This window comes from Streptomyces sannanensis (assembly GCF_039536205.1).
Lineage (GTDB): Bacteria > Actinomycetota > Actinomycetes > Streptomycetales > Streptomycetaceae > Streptomyces > Streptomyces sannanensis.
In genome coordinates this window covers 2849546-2864930 of the sequence record NZ_BAAAYL010000001.1, presented here as the reverse complement: position 1 = coordinate 2864930, position 15385 = coordinate 2849546, and the positions used below count along the sequence as shown (strand labels likewise).

At 70.8% G+C, this 15385-nt stretch carries 11 protein-coding genes, 1 pseudogene and 1 riboswitch; of the genes and pseudogenes, 11 read left to right on the top strand and 1 reads right to left on the bottom strand.

Going from position 1 to position 15385, the window contains the following annotated elements; translation table 11 throughout:
• Nucleotides 1–485 precede the first annotated feature (485 nt).
• From mfd to ABD858_RS13355, 4 genes and pseudogenes are all read left to right on the top strand, one after another.
• On the top strand, nt 486–4016 hold the full coding sequence (gene mfd, locus ABD858_RS13370; RefSeq protein ID WP_345036971.1) for a transcription-repair coupling factor: 3531 nt from the start codon (nt 486–488) through the stop codon (nt 4014–4016).
• A 113-nt stretch (nt 4017–4129) separates the two neighbouring features.
• Nucleotides 4130–4429: a ribbon-helix-helix domain-containing protein gene (locus ABD858_RS13365; protein WP_345036969.1), complete on the top strand. Its 300-nt coding sequence runs from the start codon at nt 4130–4132 to the stop codon at nt 4427–4429.
• Nucleotides 4426–4833, top strand: coding sequence for a hypothetical protein (locus ABD858_RS13360; RefSeq protein ID WP_345036967.1), 408 nt, complete (start codon nt 4426–4428; stop codon nt 4831–4833). Before ABD858_RS13365 ends, ABD858_RS13360 begins: the two co-directional genes overlap by 4 nt.
• 66 nt (nt 4834–4899) lie before the next feature.
• Nucleotides 4900–5131 (top strand): annotated as a pseudogene (locus ABD858_RS13355) (GmrSD restriction endonuclease domain-containing protein); the annotation flags it as partial.
• Between the two features lie 82 nt (nt 5132–5213).
• Here the strand turns inward: ABD858_RS13355 and ABD858_RS13350 are convergent.
• The gene (locus ABD858_RS13350) at nt 5214–6029 is read right to left on the bottom strand and encodes a DUF4352 domain-containing protein (protein ID WP_345036964.1); all 816 of its coding nucleotides are present in this window, start codon (nt 6027–6029) and stop codon (nt 5214–5216) included.
• A 190-nt stretch (nt 6030–6219) separates the two neighbouring features.
• On the opposite strand from ABD858_RS13350, the gene ABD858_RS13345 reads away from it, so the two are divergent.
• The 7 genes from ABD858_RS13345 to ABD858_RS13315 all read left to right on the top strand — a co-directional run bounded on the left by ABD858_RS13345 (nt 6220) and on the right by ABD858_RS13315 (nt 14988).
• Nucleotides 6220–8247, top strand: coding sequence for an N-6 DNA methylase (locus ABD858_RS13345; protein ID WP_345036962.1), 2028 nt, complete (start codon nt 6220–6222; stop codon nt 8245–8247).
• 78 nt (nt 8248–8325) lie between these two features.
• Complete coding sequence (locus ABD858_RS13340; RefSeq protein ID WP_345036960.1) at nt 8326–8913, top strand: hypothetical protein; 588 nt, start codon at nt 8326–8328, stop codon at nt 8911–8913.
• Nucleotides 8910–10454 carry a serine/threonine-protein kinase gene (locus ABD858_RS13335; protein WP_345036958.1) on the top strand — a complete coding sequence of 515 codons (1545 nt, stop codon included), beginning with the start codon at nt 8910–8912 and terminating at the stop codon, nt 10452–10454. The genes ABD858_RS13340 and ABD858_RS13335 overlap by 4 nt, the downstream gene beginning before the upstream one ends.
• 136 nt (nt 10455–10590) lie before the next feature.
• The gene (locus ABD858_RS13330) at nt 10591–11250 is read left to right on the top strand and encodes a SurA N-terminal domain-containing protein (protein WP_345044494.1); all 660 of its coding nucleotides are present in this window, start codon (nt 10591–10593) and stop codon (nt 11248–11250) included.
• 270 nt (nt 11251–11520) lie between these two features.
• Complete coding sequence (locus ABD858_RS13325; protein ID WP_425586326.1) at nt 11521–12504, top strand: nucleoside triphosphate pyrophosphohydrolase; 984 nt, start codon at nt 11521–11523, stop codon at nt 12502–12504.
• A gap of 117 nt (nt 12505–12621) precedes the next feature.
• Complete coding sequence (locus ABD858_RS13320; RefSeq protein ID WP_345036953.1) at nt 12622–13905, top strand: cytochrome P450 family protein; 1284 nt, start codon at nt 12622–12624, stop codon at nt 13903–13905.
• A gap of 114 nt (nt 13906–14019) precedes the next feature.
• Complete coding sequence (locus ABD858_RS13315; RefSeq protein WP_345036951.1) at nt 14020–14988, top strand: transglycosylase family protein; 969 nt, start codon at nt 14020–14022, stop codon at nt 14986–14988.
• Nucleotides 14989–15150: 162 nt separating this feature from the next.
• A riboswitch (cyclic di-AMP (ydaO/yuaA leader) is annotated at nt 15151–15382 on the top strand.
• Nucleotides 15383–15385 lie beyond the last annotated feature (3 nt).

Sequence of the window (15385 nt, the reverse complement as noted above, 5' to 3'; positions counted from 1 at the left end):
ATCTCGGGGGGTATACGCACGGGAGGGGTCACTCGGTTTACACACAGGCTGAAAAATACGGAACGGGGTCGGGTAGCTGGGTCGGAGGGGCTGTGCGGAGCGCATCGGTGAGGGGTGGTGGTCGGGCGACGGGGTTGGAGGGGCTGTGCGGAGCGCATCGGTGAGGGGTGGTGGTCGGGCGACGGGGTTGGAGGGGCTGTGCGGAGCGCATCGGTGAGGGGTGGTGGTCGGGTGGCGGGGTTGGAGGGGCTGTGCGGAGCGCATCGGTGAGGGGTGGTGGTCGGGTGGCGGGGTTGGAGGGGCTGTGCGGAGCGCATCGGTGAGGGGTGGTGGTCGGGTGGCGGGGTTGGAGGGGCTGTGCGGAGCGCATCGGTGAGGGGCGGTGGTCGGGCGACGGGTGGGCGTACGCTGAAGAGACCCCCGGCCCGTCAGACGTGTCTGGCGATTCGCGTTGCCCATTCCTCGGAAACCGGACGGAAGCCTTCATGAGTCTGCACGGTCTGCTGGATGCCGTTGTACGTGACCCGGCGCTCGCCGAGGCGGCGAAGGCCGCCACGGACGGTCACCGGATGTACGTCGACCTGGTCGGCCCGGCGGCCGCGCGTCCCTTCGCGGTGGCCGCGCTGGCGCGGGACACCGGCCGCACGGTGCTCGCGGTGACCGCGACCGGGCGGGAGGCGGAGGACCTGGCGGCGGCATTGCGGTCGCTGCTGCCGGAGGAGGGGGTCGTCGACTACCCCTCCTGGGAGACCTTGCCGCACGAGCGGCTGTCGCCGCGCAGCGACACGGTGGGCCGCCGCCTCGCCGTGCTGCGCAGGCTCGCCCACCCGGCGCTGGACGACCCGGCGGCCGGCCCGGTGAGTGTGGTGGTCGCGCCGGTGCGGTCCGTGCTGCAGCCGCAGGTGAAGGGGCTCGGGGACCTGGAGCCGGTGGCGCTGCGTACCGGGCAGCAGGCCGATCTGGGCGAGGTCGTGGAGGGCCTGGTGGCGGCCGCGTACTCCCGTGTCGAACTGGTGGAGAAGCGCGGCGAGTTCGCAGTGCGCGGCGGCATTCTGGATGTTTTCCCGCCGACCGAGGAGCATCCGCTCCGTATCGAGTTCTGGGGCGACGACGTCGAGGAGATCCGCTACTTCAAGGTGGCCGACCAGCGGTCACTGGAGGTCGCCGAGCACGGCCTGTGGGCCCCGCCGTGCCGTGAGCTGCTGCTGACGGACCAGGTGCGGGAGCGGGCGGCGGCGCTCGCCGAGGCGCATCCGGAGCTGGGCGAACTGCTCGGCAAGATCGCCGAGGGCATCGCGGTGGAGGGTATGGAGTCCCTCGCCCCGGTGCTGGTCGACGACATGGAGCTGCTGCTGGACGTCCTTCCGAAGGGCAGCATGGCGGTGGTCTGCGACCCGGAGCGGGTGCGGACGCGGGCCGCGGACCTGGTCGCCACGTCGCAGGAGTTCCTGCAGGCGTCCTGGGCGGCGACGGCGGGCGGGGGCAAGGCCCCGATCGATGTCGGCGCGGCCTCGCTGTGGGGGATCGCGGATGTCCGGGACCGGGCGCGCGAGCTCGGCATGATGTGGTGGTCGGTGTCACCCTTCGCGGCCGACGAGGAGCTCTCCGACGACACTCTGAAGCTGGGCATGCACGCCCCCGAGTCGTACCGTGGTGACACCGCCCGTGCGCTCGCGGACACCAAGGAGTGGCTGGCCGACGGCTGGCGCACCGTCTTCGTCACGGAGGGGCACGGTCCGGCGGCCCGTACCGTCGAGGTGCTCGGCGGCGAGGGGGTGGCGGCCCGTCTGGAGGCGGACCTCGCCGAGATCTCCCCGTCCGTGGTGCATGTCGCCTGCGGCTCCATCGACTACGGCTTCGTCGACCCGCACCTCAAGGTCGCGGTGCTCACCGAGACCGATCTGTCCGGCCAGAAGGCGGCCGGCAGGGACGGCCAGCGCATGCCGGCCCGCCGCCGCAAGCAGGTCGACCCGCTCACCCTCCAGGCGGGCGACTACATCGTCCACGAGCAGCACGGCGTCGGCCGCTACATCGAGATGGTGCAGCGCACCGTCCAGGGCGCGACCCGTGAGTATCTGCTCGTCGAGTACGCCCCGGCCAAGCGGGGCCAGCCCGGCGACCGCCTCTACATCCCCACCGATCAGCTGGAGCAGGTCACCAAGTACGTGGGCGGCGAGGCCCCGACGCTGCACCGGCTCGGTGGCGCCGACTGGACGAAGACCAAGCAGAAGGCGAAGAAGGCGGTCAAGGAGATCGCCGCCGACCTGATCAAGCTGTACAGCGCGCGTATGGCCGCGCCCGGTCACACCTTCGGACCGGACACGCCGTGGCAGCGGGAGCTGGAGGACGCCTTCCCGTACGCCGAGACGCCCGACCAGCTGTCCACCATCGCCGAGGTGAAGGAGGACATGGAGAAGTCCGTTCCCATGGACCGCCTGATCTGCGGCGATGTCGGTTACGGCAAGACCGAGATCGCGGTGCGGGCCGCCTTCAAGGCGGTCCAGGACGGCAAGCAGGTCGCGGTCCTCGTGCCCACGACCTTGCTGGTGCAGCAGCACTTCGGAACCTTCACCGAGCGCTACTCGCAGTTCCCGGTGGTGACCAAGGCCCTGTCCCGCTTCCAGAGCGACACCGAGGCGAAGGCGACCCTGGGGGGTCTGAGAGAAGGTTCGGTCGACGTCGTCATCGGTACGCACCGCCTCTTCTCCTCCGAAACCAAGTTCAAGGACCTGGGCCTGGTCATCGTCGACGAGGAGCAGCGCTTCGGTGTCGAGCACAAGGAGCAGCTGAAGAAGCTCCGCGCCAATGTGGACGTCCTCACCATGTCCGCGACGCCCATTCCCCGTACGCTCGAGATGGCCGTGACCGGCATCCGTGAGATGTCGACGATCACCACCCCGCCGGAGGAGCGGCACCCGGTGCTGACTTTCGTCGGCCCGTACGAGGAGAAGCAGATCGGCGCGGCGATCCGGCGTGAACTGCTGCGCGAGGGCCAGGTCTTCTACATCCACAACCGTGTGGAGACGATCGAGAAGGCCGCCGCCCGTCTGAGGGGGATCGTTCCCGAGGCCCGGATCGCGACGGCCCACGGCCAGATGTCGGAGAGCGCGCTGGAGCAGGTCGTCGTCGACTTCTGGGAGAAGAAGTTCGACGTGCTGGTCTCCACGACGATCGTCGAGTCGGGCATCGACATCTCCAACGCCAACACGCTGATCGTCGAGCGCGGCGACAACTTCGGTCTCTCCCAGCTCCACCAGCTGCGCGGCCGCGTCGGCCGGGGCCGCGAGCGCGGCTACGCCTACTTCCTCTACCCGCCGGAGAAGCCCCTCACGGAGACCGCCCACGAGCGGCTCGCGACCATCGCCCAGCACACCGAGATGGGTGCCGGCATGTATGTCGCCATGAAGGACCTCGAGATCCGCGGCGCCGGCAATCTGCTGGGCGGCGAGCAGTCCGGTCATATCGCCGGTGTCGGCTTCGACCTCTATGTCCGCATGGTCGGCGAGGCCGTCGCCGACTACCGCGCATCCCTGGAGGGCGGCGTGGAGGAGGAACCCCCGCTCGAGGTCAAGATCGAGCTTCCGGTCGACGCGCATGTCCCGCACGACTACGCGCCGGGCGAGCGGCTGCGCCTCCAGGCGTACCGTGCCATCGCCTCCGCCAACACGGAGGACGACATCCGGGCCGTGCGCGAGGAGCTCACCGACCGCTACGGAAAGCTTCCCGAGCCGGTCGAGAACCTGCTGCTGGTCGCCGGTCTGCGCATGCTGGCCCGCGCCTGCGGTGTCGGCGAGATCGTTCTGCAGGGCACCAACATCCGCTTCGCCCCGGTGGAGTTGCGCGAGTCCCAGGAACTGCGCCTCAAGCGCCTCTACCCGGGCTCCATCCTCAAGCCGGCCGCCGGCCAGATCCTGGTTCCCCGCCCGAAGGCCGGCAAGATCGGTGGCAAGCCGCTGGTCGGCCGTGAACTGCTGGCGTGGACGGGGGAGTTCCTGACGACGATTCCTGGTTCGTAGAGCCGGCCACAGCGCTGTTCGCGCCGGGGCGGTCTTCCTGATGAGGGCCGCCCGCTCGTGGCCTCTTCGGAAAGCCGGTCGCCGATGTTCATACGCCGTGTTACCTTCGCCGGGTGGCGAAGACCCGAGTGACTTTCACCATCGACCCGGCAGATGCCGCGAGGCTCCGCCGGGCCGCCGAGCGGGCCGGGATCACCGTGTCCGCGTACATCGAGGCAAGGGTGCTGGCCTCGGTCGAGCAGGATGAAGCCATAAGGAAGACGTTCCGTGACGCCGATGCTGCGACCAACGCCGCCTATGCGGCAGCCGATGCGGCGATCTGGCCGGAGCCGGAGCCTCTGACGGCGCAGCGGAAGGCAGAGCTGGACTCGGCGCTCGACCGGTTCTTCGACAAGATGCAGCGCTCCGCATGACGGCGCACGTCATCTACGACAGTGGTGCACTGATCGCAGTGGAGCGTGGTGCCGCTGACATGCGGTATCTGCACACGGTCTGGCGAGCTGCCGGCATTACACCGATCGTTCCCGGCCCTGTACTGACGCAGGTCTGGCGGGGCGGCGCGCGCCAGTACCGGCTTGCCGAATTCCTGAAGCAGTGCCGAGTCTTCCTGGATTACACCGTGGACGACTACCGACGTGCGGGCTGGATGCTCGGTCAGGCCGATCTGCCGCCGAAGAAACGCCCGGACGTCGTCGACGCGCTGGTCGTGGTGACGGCGGTCCTGCATCAGACGGACACCGTGGTCGCTTCGGATCAGGGGGACTTGGCCGCGTACGCGGCGACGCTCGACTGGAAGCTCGACCCCGTCACGGTATGAGCATTCGCTCGACCCCATCGACGATGACGGTGTCGGGCACGGTGTGCGCGGCCTCGTGGGGGACCCCCGCTGAATCTGCCGGCCGTCGACGCGGGTGCCAACCGCCGCAAAGAGCGACGATGACGCGGCGACCTGGCTGCCGTCGTACCGGCCGTACCAGTGCGCGTATGTGGCGCGGCAGGTGGCGGTGAAGCGGAAGTACGGGCTGTGGGTGACACGCGCGGAGCGGGACGCCATGCGGCGGGTGCTGGAGCGCTGCCCGCAGGAGGCGTTCCCCGGACGGGCCTCCCGGGCATGAACAGGGGAACGCCCGGGAAGCCGCCCCCCTCCTGCGGCTTCCCGGGCGTGATCGGGGCGGGCTCGTCGGCCCGCCGGCCGGGTCAGAGCTTCAGGTCCCACTGGGACGAGTCGTAGTCCAGGCCCGGGTTGACCTCGACGGTCAGGTTCTTGGCGTCGGCCGGGGCGTCGTAGGAGACCTCGACCGTGGCCTTCTTGCCCGGCAGGACCGTGCCCTCGAACATGCCGGAGCCGGTCTTGTCGTCGAAGATCTGCTCGGCCTTCACACCGTTCGCGCCGGCGCGGGCGTCGACCTGGACGAAGGCCGTGTCGAACTTCTCCTTGCCGGCGTTGTCGATGGTCACGGTGACCGTGTAGGCCTTGTTGCCCTTGGTGTGGCCGATCGCGAACTCTCCCGGGGTGTAGGCCTTGGGCGCGGACACGGTGACGGTCAGGTCGTCGTCGTACACGACGGAGTCGTCGGCGGCCAGGTTCTGGTTCTTGTCCTTGCCCTTGTCCTTGCCGTCGGCGGAGCCGCCACCGGGCTTCTTCTCGGCGGACTGCTCCTTCGTCGCCTTGTTGATCTCGTCCACCGCGCTGTCCACGGCCTTGAAGGTGACGACCGCGCCGACCACCGACAGGATCAGGGAGACCAGGCCCAGTACGGCGCCGGTGATGGTCACGCCCTTGTTGGTGGCCTCGCCGCGCTTCACCCGGCCCCGCCCGGCCAGGCCGAGGATCAGGGCGATGAGGCCGAGGACGCCGGCCAGCCAGAACAGGATCATGAACAGGCCCGTGAACGCGCCGATGATGCCGAGGATCAGGGCGGCAGTGCCGAGGCCGTTCCGGGCGGCCTGCGGAGCGGGTGCCTGCGGGAAGGGCGCCTGGGGAAACTGCGGCTGCTGCGTGTGCTGGGACATGGGGACTCCGGACTGTGTGTTCGGGGCTGTCGCCAGCCCCTCGAAGCGACGGGTCAATAAGAGCAGAGCTTGTGAACCGAGTCAACTCTATTCACATGGGAGAGGTCAGCTCCCGGTGTGAAGAGATGTCTCCGGATCGCAGGGGTATGCTCGGCGACACAGCAGCCGGGAAACGAGGGGAGTCGGCCAGGTGCCGGAGAACGAAGCAGAGGTGACCGCCGCCGGGATCGCCCGGCTGGCCGGTGTCGGCCGCGCGGCCGTCAGTAACTGGCGGCGCCGGCACGCGGACTTCCCCAAGCCGGTCGGCGGCACCGAGGCCAGCCCCTCCTTCGCCCTGGCCGATGTCGAGCGGTGGCTCCGCGACCAGGGCAAGCTCGTCGAGGTCCCGCTCCGTGAGCGCGTCTGGCAGCAGCTCGCGGCCCATCCCGCCGGAGCGGTGACAGCCCTGGTGCACACCGGCTGCGCCCTGCTGCTCGTACGCGAACGGCCCACCGCCTGGCGCGAACTGACCGCCGTGTCGGACCAGCGGATGGCCGAGCTGCTGCAGCCCGCCCTCGAGCAGGTGCTCACCGCGCGCTTCGGCGCCCTCGCCGACTGGGCGGCCCGCAGCCCCGAGCTGATCGCGTCCGTCCCCCTCCTGCGCGGCGCCGGTGAACTCGCCGCCGAACTCGGCGCCCGGCAGGCCTTCGAGTTCCTGCTCGGCCGGCACCTCGACGCCAACCCCCGCCAGTACACGCTCACGCCGCCGGGCCCCGCCGAGCTGATGGCCGCCCTCGCCGGCCCCGCCCGCACCGTCCTCGACCCCGCCTCCGGCACCGGCACCCTGCTGCGTGCCGTGCAGAACCCCACCACGCTGTACGCCCAGGAGTCCGACCCCGACCTGGCCGCGCTCACCGCGCTGCGCCTCGCCCTCCACGGCGACGCCGATGTGCGGGCCGCCGCCGCGGACACCCTGCGCGCGGACGCCTTCCCACGGCTCGCCGCCGACGCCGTGCTCTGCCACCCGCCGTTCAACGAGCGCAACTGGGGCCACGACGAACTCGCCTACGACACCCGCTGGGAGTACGGCTTCCCGGCCCGTACGGAGTCCGAGCTGGCCTGGGTCCAGCACGCCCTCGCCCGGCTGCGCGAGGGAGGCACCGCCGTCCTCCTCATGCCCCCCGCCGCCGCGTCCCGCCGCTCCGGCCGCCGTATCCGCGCAGATCTGCTGCGCCGCGGCGCCCTGCGTGCGGTGATCGCGCTGCCCGCCGGGGCCGCGCCCCCGTACGGCATCCCACTGCACCTGTGGGTGCTGCGCAAGCCCGTACCGGGCCTTCAGCCGTCGCCCGAACTCCTCGTCGTCGACACCTCGGACCTCGCAGCCGACGGCGGCCGCGACAAGCTGCCCTGGCACGCCGTCCAGACGGCCGTCCTGGACGCCTGGCTGCCCTTCGACCGGCACCGCGCGGACGTCGACCAGCCCGGCCTCAGCCGCGCGGTCCCGGTCATCGAACTCCTCGACGACGACGTCGACCTCGCCCCCGCACGGCACCTGCCGCTCCCCACCGCGGGCGGCGGAGCGGCCGACCTGGCCGGTGTACGCGAACGCCTCGGCGAAACCCTGCGGCTCACCACCGAGCTGACGCCGCCACCCGCCACGGTCGCGCAGCCCGCCCGGTGGCCGCTCACCACCGTCGGCGAACTCGCCCGCGCCGGCGCCCTCCAGCTCCACGCCGGCGGCTCCGGCAGTTCCCCGGCGGGCGGCCCCGTCCTCACCGAGCACGACGTGCTCGCCGGCACGGGCCCCTCGGGCGTGCTTCCCGAAGGTCCCGAGGAGGAACCCGTACGCACCGAACCCGGCGATGTCGTCGTCCCCGTCCTGGGCGGCGGCGCGATCGCCCGGGTCGTCGACGAGACCACCGCCGGTGCGGCGCTCGGCCGCAACCTCCAGCTGCTGCGGGCCGAACCGGCCGCCCTCGACCCCTGGTTCCTGGCCGGATTCCTGCGGGCCACCGCCAATAACCGCCAGGCCAGCAGCTATGCGTCCACAGCCACCCGGCTCGACGTACGGCGGCTGCAACTGCCCCGGCTGCCCCTCGCGGAACAGCAGCGCTATGGCGAACACTTCCGCGCCATCGCCGCGTTCGAGGATGCCCTGCGCCTCGCGGGCCGGCTCGGCGAGCGGCTGGTCCAGGGCCTGCACGACGGCCTGGCGGACGGCACGGTACGGCCCGAGTAGTTCCGGAACCGGCGGGCGCGTTGTCAGCGGGGGAAGCTAGTCTCCCCATGTCATCCCAACAGCTGACCAGGAGTGATCGTGAACGGCTCAGGCCCCAGAGTCATCACTCTTCGCGTGGTGTTCATCGCCTGCGCACTCGTCAGCTGCGGGCTGCTCGCCTCCGTGCCCATGCTGCGGATCGCCCTGCTGCGCCGCAGGACGCTGGACTGGCTGGCGTTCTGGGCCATGCTGGCGCTGACGATCGCGTACTTCTTCGTCGTCGGCGTCATGCCCGAGAACAGCTGGCAGACGAATGTCGCCGTGGCCCTGCTGCTCGGCTCGGGAGCGGTGGGCGCCGTGTACTTCCTGATAACCGACATCGCCCTGCACCGCGGCCTGCCCGCCGCCCCGTCGGCCTTCCCCGCGCCCTACGGGGGGTACGGCGCGTACAGTCCGCAGCATCTGCAGACCACCGTGCCCACACCCGCCTACGGATACGGATACCCGCCGGCCCAGCCGGTTCCGCCGGTTCAGCCTGTCCCACCGGTCCAGCAGCAGCCCCTGCCCGTCCCGCAGCCCGCCCCCCAGCCTCCGCAGCAGCCGCACCGCATCGACCAGGTGCGCGCCGAACTCGACGAACTCAGCGATCTGCTCCGCAACGAGCGCAAGGGAGAAGGCGGCCGGTGACCGGAGGACGGATCGTCGCGGGCCGGTACGAACTGGCCACGCTTCTCGGCCAGGGCGGTATGGGCCAGGTCTGGACGGCCTACGACCAGCGGCTCGACCGCCGCGTCGCCGTGAAGCTGCTTCGCCCGGACCGCGTGGCCGGCGCCGACGACGCCGACGAGGTGCGCCGCCGATTCGTCCGCGAGTGCCGGGTGACCGCCCAGGTCGATCACCCGGGCCTGGTCACCGTTCATGACGCGGGCAGCGACGGCGACGACCTCTATCTCGTCATGCAGTACGTCGAGGGCGCCGACCTCGCCGACCATCTCGCCGAGCACGACCCGTACCCCTGGCCGTGGACCGTCGCTGTCGCCGCGCAGGTGTGCGCCGTGCTGTCCGCCGTGCACGCGGTGCCGATCGTCCACCGCGACCTCAAGCCCCGCAATGTGATGGTGCGTCCGGACGGCACGATCATCGTTCTCGACCTCGGTGTCGCGTCGGTCATCGACTCGGACACCACCCGCCTCACCCACACCGGCTCACCCATCGGCAGCCCCGCCTACATGGCGCCCGAGCAGGCCATGGGCGGTGCGGTCGGCCCGTACACCGACCTCTACGCCCTCGGTGTGCTGATATACGAACTGCTCAGCGGCAGCGTCCCGTTCGCCGGCAACACCGCCCTCGGTGTGCTCCACCGCCATCTGTACGAGCCGCCGCTCCCGGTGCGCCAGCTGCGCCCCGAGGTGCCCGAGGCCCTCGAAGCGCTCGTCCTGCGTCTGCTCGCCAAGGACCCGCAGCACCGCCCCGCCTCCGCCCAGGAGGTCTACGAAACCCTTGCCCCGCTGCTGCCCGCCCGCGGAGCGGGTCATCCGATGAGCACGACGAACGGGCCGCTGGACCCGTCCCGCCCCTTCCTGCGCCCGCACGCCCCCTGGCCCGACCGCCCCGCCGCCCCGCCGCCCCCGCCCCGGACCGCGCCCGTCGCCGCGCGGACCGATGTGGCGGGCGCCGTCGACGAGGTCAAGCGGCTGCTCGGCGAGGGCCGGATCACCCAGGCCGTGGACGTCCTCGGCGGCATCCTCCCGGCGGCCGCCGCCGAGCACGGCGAGCACTCCCCGGTCGTACGGATCCTGCGCAAGCAGTACGCGACGACCCTGATGGACGACGGCCAGTACCGCCGCGCCCTGCCCGAGCTGCGCCGCCTCGCCGACGACCGCGCCGCCGAATCGGGCCCGGCCGACGCGCAGACCCTCCAGTACCGATTCGACGCCGCCCAGTGCCTGGAACAGATCGGCGAACCGGCCGCCGCCCTCGCCGAGTACCGCGGTCTGCTGCCTTACTACGAGAGCCGGTACGCCACCGTCGGCACCGACCCGGCCCGCGCCTTCGAGATCCGGCACCGCATCGCCGGCCTGCTCGTCTCGATGGGCGACCACATGGCGGCGCACCAGCAGCTCCAGCAACTCCTCCACGACGCCGAACGCACCTACGGCCCGCACCACCCGCTCCCGGCCGAACTGCGCCGCCGGCTCGACCGGCAGCAGCAGATGCGCGGCGTCTGACGCGGCACCGGCCCAGGCCGAGACCAGGACTCCCGCGAATCGTTGGTCGAACCAGTGGCCCAGGCCACGCCGACTGCCTAACATCGATCACCGCAAGGTCGTTCCAATGCCGCACGACCCACGCCGGGAGGCTCCTTTGCACCGCCGCCGTCGCACCGCGCTCTCCGTCTCCGCCGCCATCGTCGCCGCGACTCCGCTTCTCGCCGCCTGCGGAAACGCGGCCCACCCGGGCGCGGCCGCCGTCGTCGGGGGCGACCGCATCGAGGTGTCCTCCCTCCAGGCGCAGGTCAAGGAGGTACGGGCGGCGCAGGGGCGCCAACCGCAGGCCGCGCAGCTCATCGGGAACACCGGACAGCTCAGCCGTATCAAGCTGCGCGACATGATCACCGTCCTGGTGGTGGAGCGGGCCGCGGCCGACGTCGGGGTGACCGTGAGCCGCAAGGAGGTCCAGGAGGAGTACCGGGCCGCCGTCGCGCAGTCGGGAGGCGAGCAGGCGTTCGCCGCGCGCCTCCTGCAGGGGAACGCCCTGGCCCCCGGCCAGATCGAGCAGGCGGTACGCACCCAGATCCTCGTGACGAAGCTGGCAGCCGCTCTCGGCACCGAACTGGGCAGCCCGCAGGCCGAGCAGAAGATCGGTACGGCCCTGAGCGCCGCGTCCAAGGAGCTGCACATCAGCGTGAATCCGCGCTACGGCTCCTGGGACGACGTGAACGTCAGGCTCGGCGACTACCGGACCCCCTGGGTCACCCAGGTCAGCCAGGCCGCCGGCCCCGGGGGAGCACGCGTCTCCGGCTGATGAGTGGCGCGTGAGACGAAAGGGGCGAGGCTCCACGCGCCGGAGGCGCATATCGGCACGGTGAAAGGGAGTGGGGACACCTCTGGGGGTCCCCCTGGGGGCACCCCCAGCGGTAGCTGGGGGAGGTAGCTGGGGGAGCGCGGAGGTCCCGACGAAGGAGGGACCGAGGCTGCATCGATATGCGGCTCCGCCAGGTGGTCGACCGTCGGCACAGCCTTGAGCGCCCCTGTGGGGCCCGGGACGAAGCCCGGGGGAGAACCGAGCCCTAAAATTGGGGCGGTGACCCGCGAAGACTCCCAGGCCACCGGCCGTATCATCCTGCTCACCGCAAGCCACCGGGTGGCGCCCGGACTGCTGTCCTGGCCTGCCTGGCGGACCCTGCACGCCGCCGACCGCGTGCTGTGTGCCGATGCCGAACACCCGCAGCTGCCGTATCTGCGGGAGGCGGGGGTCACCGTCGAGCATGCGCGGCCCACCGCGCAGGAGCTGGTGGACCTGTGCGCGGACGGCGCAACGGTCGTCGTCCTGCCGTCCGGGGAGGGCGACCGGGAACTGACGGACGGGCTGGCCAGGATGGCCGGGTCGGGACGGGTGCGGATGCCGGACCTGGAGCTGCTGCCCGGTTCGTACGACCTGCCCGGCGCGAGGCTGCTCGACCTGGTCCAGGTGATGGACAGGATCCGGGACGAATGCCCCTGGTCGTCGCAGCAGACCCACAAGGGGCTCGCCAAGTACGGCATCGAGGAGGCGTACGAGCTCGTCGAGGCGATCGAGGACGGCGACCGGGACGAGCTGCGTGAGGAGCTCGGCGATGTGCTGCTCCAGGTGGTCTTCCACGCCAGGATCGCGGAGGAGGACCCGGAGGAGCCGTTCTCGATCGACGACGTGGCGGGCACGATCGTGGAGAAGCTGATCCACCGCCACCCCCATGTCTTCGGCGACGACACCGCCGAGACCCCGGAGGAGGTCAAGGAGCACTGGCTGCGTACGAAGGCGGTGGAGAAGCAGCGTGAGTCGGTGACGGACGGTGTGCCGCTGGGCCAGCCCGGTCTCGCGCTGGTCGCCAAGCTGGCGAGCCGGGTCGCGCAGTCCGGCCTGGACGTCGCGCTTCCGGCCGGCGAGGGCATCGGCTATGAACTGCTCGCTCTCGCGGTGCGCGCGCAGGGTGAGGGGGTGGACCCGGAGTCCGCCCTGCGCGCCGCGGGCCGGGCGTACCGGGATGCGATCCGTGCGGCTGAGGGTGTGGGCGCCTGACCTGCCCGTGGCTCCGGAGCGCGGGACGGAGGCGGCGCGCTTCCCATACCGGGCTTGTCTGTGATGAAAGGCACGTCGCCCGAAGGCGTGCGGAGGGCGCCGGATACGGTCGTCGGCGTGCACGATCAGAAGTTTCCGTCGGAATCGACGCCGCCCGAGCTGTTCACCTGGGAGTTCGCCTCCGATCCGTACCCGGCCTACGCCTGGCTGCGCGAGCACTCGCCCGTCCACAGGACGGCACTGCCCAGCGGGGTCGAGGCGTGGCTGGTGACGCGGTACGCCGACGCCCGGCAGGCGCTCGCCGATCAGCGGCTCAGCAAGAATCCCGCGCACCACGACGAACCGGCGCACGCCAAGGGGAAGACGGGGATTCCCGGCGAGCGCAAGGCGGAGCTGATGACGCATCTGCTCAACATCGACCCGCCGGACCACACCCGGCTGCGGCGACTGGTGTCGAAGGCGTTCACACCGCGCCGGGTGGCGGAGTTCGCGCCGCGTGTGCAGGAACTGACGGACCGGCTGATCGACGGCTTCGCCGCGAAGGGCGAGGCGGATCTGATCCATGAGATCGCCTTCCCGCTCCCCATCTATGCGATCTGCGACATGCTCGGCGTCCCGCGCGAGGACCAGGACGACTTCCGGGACTGGGCCGGGATGATGATCCGCCACGGTGGCGGACCCCGGGGCGGGGTGGCCAGGTCGGTGAAGAAGATGCGGGGATACCTCGCCGAACTGATTCACCGGAAGCGGGAGGAGCCGGGGGAGGACCTGATCTCGGGTCTGATCCGGGCCGGCGACCACGGCGAACACCTGACGGAGAACGAGGCCGCGGCGATGGCCTTCATCCTCCTCTTCGCGGGCTTCGAGACCACGGTCAATCTCATCGGCAACGGCGTGTACGCGCTGCTGCGCAACCCGGGGCAGCGCGAGCTGCTCCAGGGCTCCCTCGCGGAGGGGAGGACGGACCTCCTGGAGACCGCGGTGGAGGAACTGCTGCGGTACGACGGGCCCGTCGAACTGGCGACATGGCGGTTCGCGACCGAGCCGCTGACCCTCGGCGGGCAGCGCATCGCGGCGGGCGACCCCGTACTGGTCGTACTCGCGGCCGCGGACCGGGATCCGGAGAGGTTCACGGATCCGGACATCCTCGATCTGGCCCGGCGTGACAACCAGCACCTCGGCTACGGACACGGCATTCACTACTGCCTGGGTGCACCGTTGGCGCGGCTGGAGGGACAGACCGCACTCGCGACACTGCTGACCCGGTTGCCCGATCTGCGACTTGCGGTGGATCCATCCGAATTGCGATGGCGGGGCGGGCTCATCATGCGTGGATTGCGCACTCTGCCCGTGACGTTCACCCCCGAGCGGAAATCGGCCTCCAGCACGAGCGTGAGCTGACTCACAGTCAAAGCTGTGACTTTCGCGTGATCCTCACTGCATCGACTTGTGACTTACGTTCGAATGCCGCTACGTTCACGGTCAGTCTCAGCAGTCACGCGAAAGGCCTACCGCATGCGTTCCGGGAACGGTCGGCACCGCCGCCCCCGTCAGGCTCCCGCCCTTGTCGTCGCCGCCGGTGTGACCGGCTCGGCCCTGGCCATGCCGCTGCTCGCCGCGACCAGCGCGAGCGCCGCGGACACGGCCACCTGGGACCGTGTCGCCGACTGTGAGAGCGGCCGTGTATGGAGTGCCGACTTCGGCAACGGTCAGTACGGCGGGCTCCAGTTCACCCAGGAGACCTGGGAGGCGTACGGCGGCACCGCGTACGCGCCGCGCGCCGACCTCGCCAGCCGCGCCCAGCAGATCGCCGTCGCGGAGAAGGTCCTCGCCGACCAGGGCCCGCAGGCCTGGGCCACCTGCTCGGTGAGCGCCGGGCTGACCGCGGGTGGTGCCGCCGCGGACGTCGACCCGGGTGCGCGCGCGGACGACTCACCCGGCAAGGGCAAGGGCAAGGCCAAGGGCAAGAGCAAGGGCGAGAAACCGGCCAAGGACTCGGCGACGTCGGCCGCGCCGTCCTTCGGGGGGTCGGACGACAGCTCCGCCTCCTTCGACGAGCCCTCCTCGGACGTGGCCGAGGGCGCCATGGACGGTGCCGCGACTCCCGCCCCCGACGCGAGCACGGGCAAGCACCGTGGCAAGCCTGCCAAGGAGGGTGCATCCGACGCAGAGGCGGGCAATACGGACGGTGAGCGTGAAAGTGGCCGTCATGCCTCACGGGGTGACGGATCGGCGCATGGTGCGGCAGTCGAGGCCGACGGTTACACCGTTCTGCCCGGCGACAATCTCTGGGACATCGCCGACGAGCGGAAGGTGCCCGGTGGTTGGCACGCGCTCTACAAGGCGAACCAGGGGGTCATCGGTACCGACCCCGACCTCATCAAGCCTGGTCAGAGCCTCGTTTTCGGCGAGAGTGCAACTGCAAACGAAGGCTCTGTGAAAGTCCCCGCTCCGGTAGGGGAATCGACTCAGGACGAGCAGTAGTTCGCGGTAGTTTGTCCGATTCCGTGCAAGTGAGACATGAGTCTCTTTGCCCCTGATCGGCTTTGTATGCCGCGGAGATGTGTGTTTACGGTCGTAACCGCTCGCCACCGCGGGCCCCGACGACCGCACGCCGAATCCTGCCGGCGGCCGCCGGGCACACTCGACGCTGACGCGCCGAAGGCAGGAGCGGGGGACCCAAGGTAAGTGCCAGAACCGGTCGTTGGCGGACGTCTGTGACGACTCCGCAGGGACGACCGGGACCGGCTTGGGGTGAAGTCGTGCGCCAGAACGCGCGACCGGGCACTTTTCCCCTGCTCTCGGCTTCGCTCGAGCAGGGGATACCCCATTGGCCCGAACCCGACAGCTCACCTCGTAGGCGTCGGTGGGAAAAAGAGCC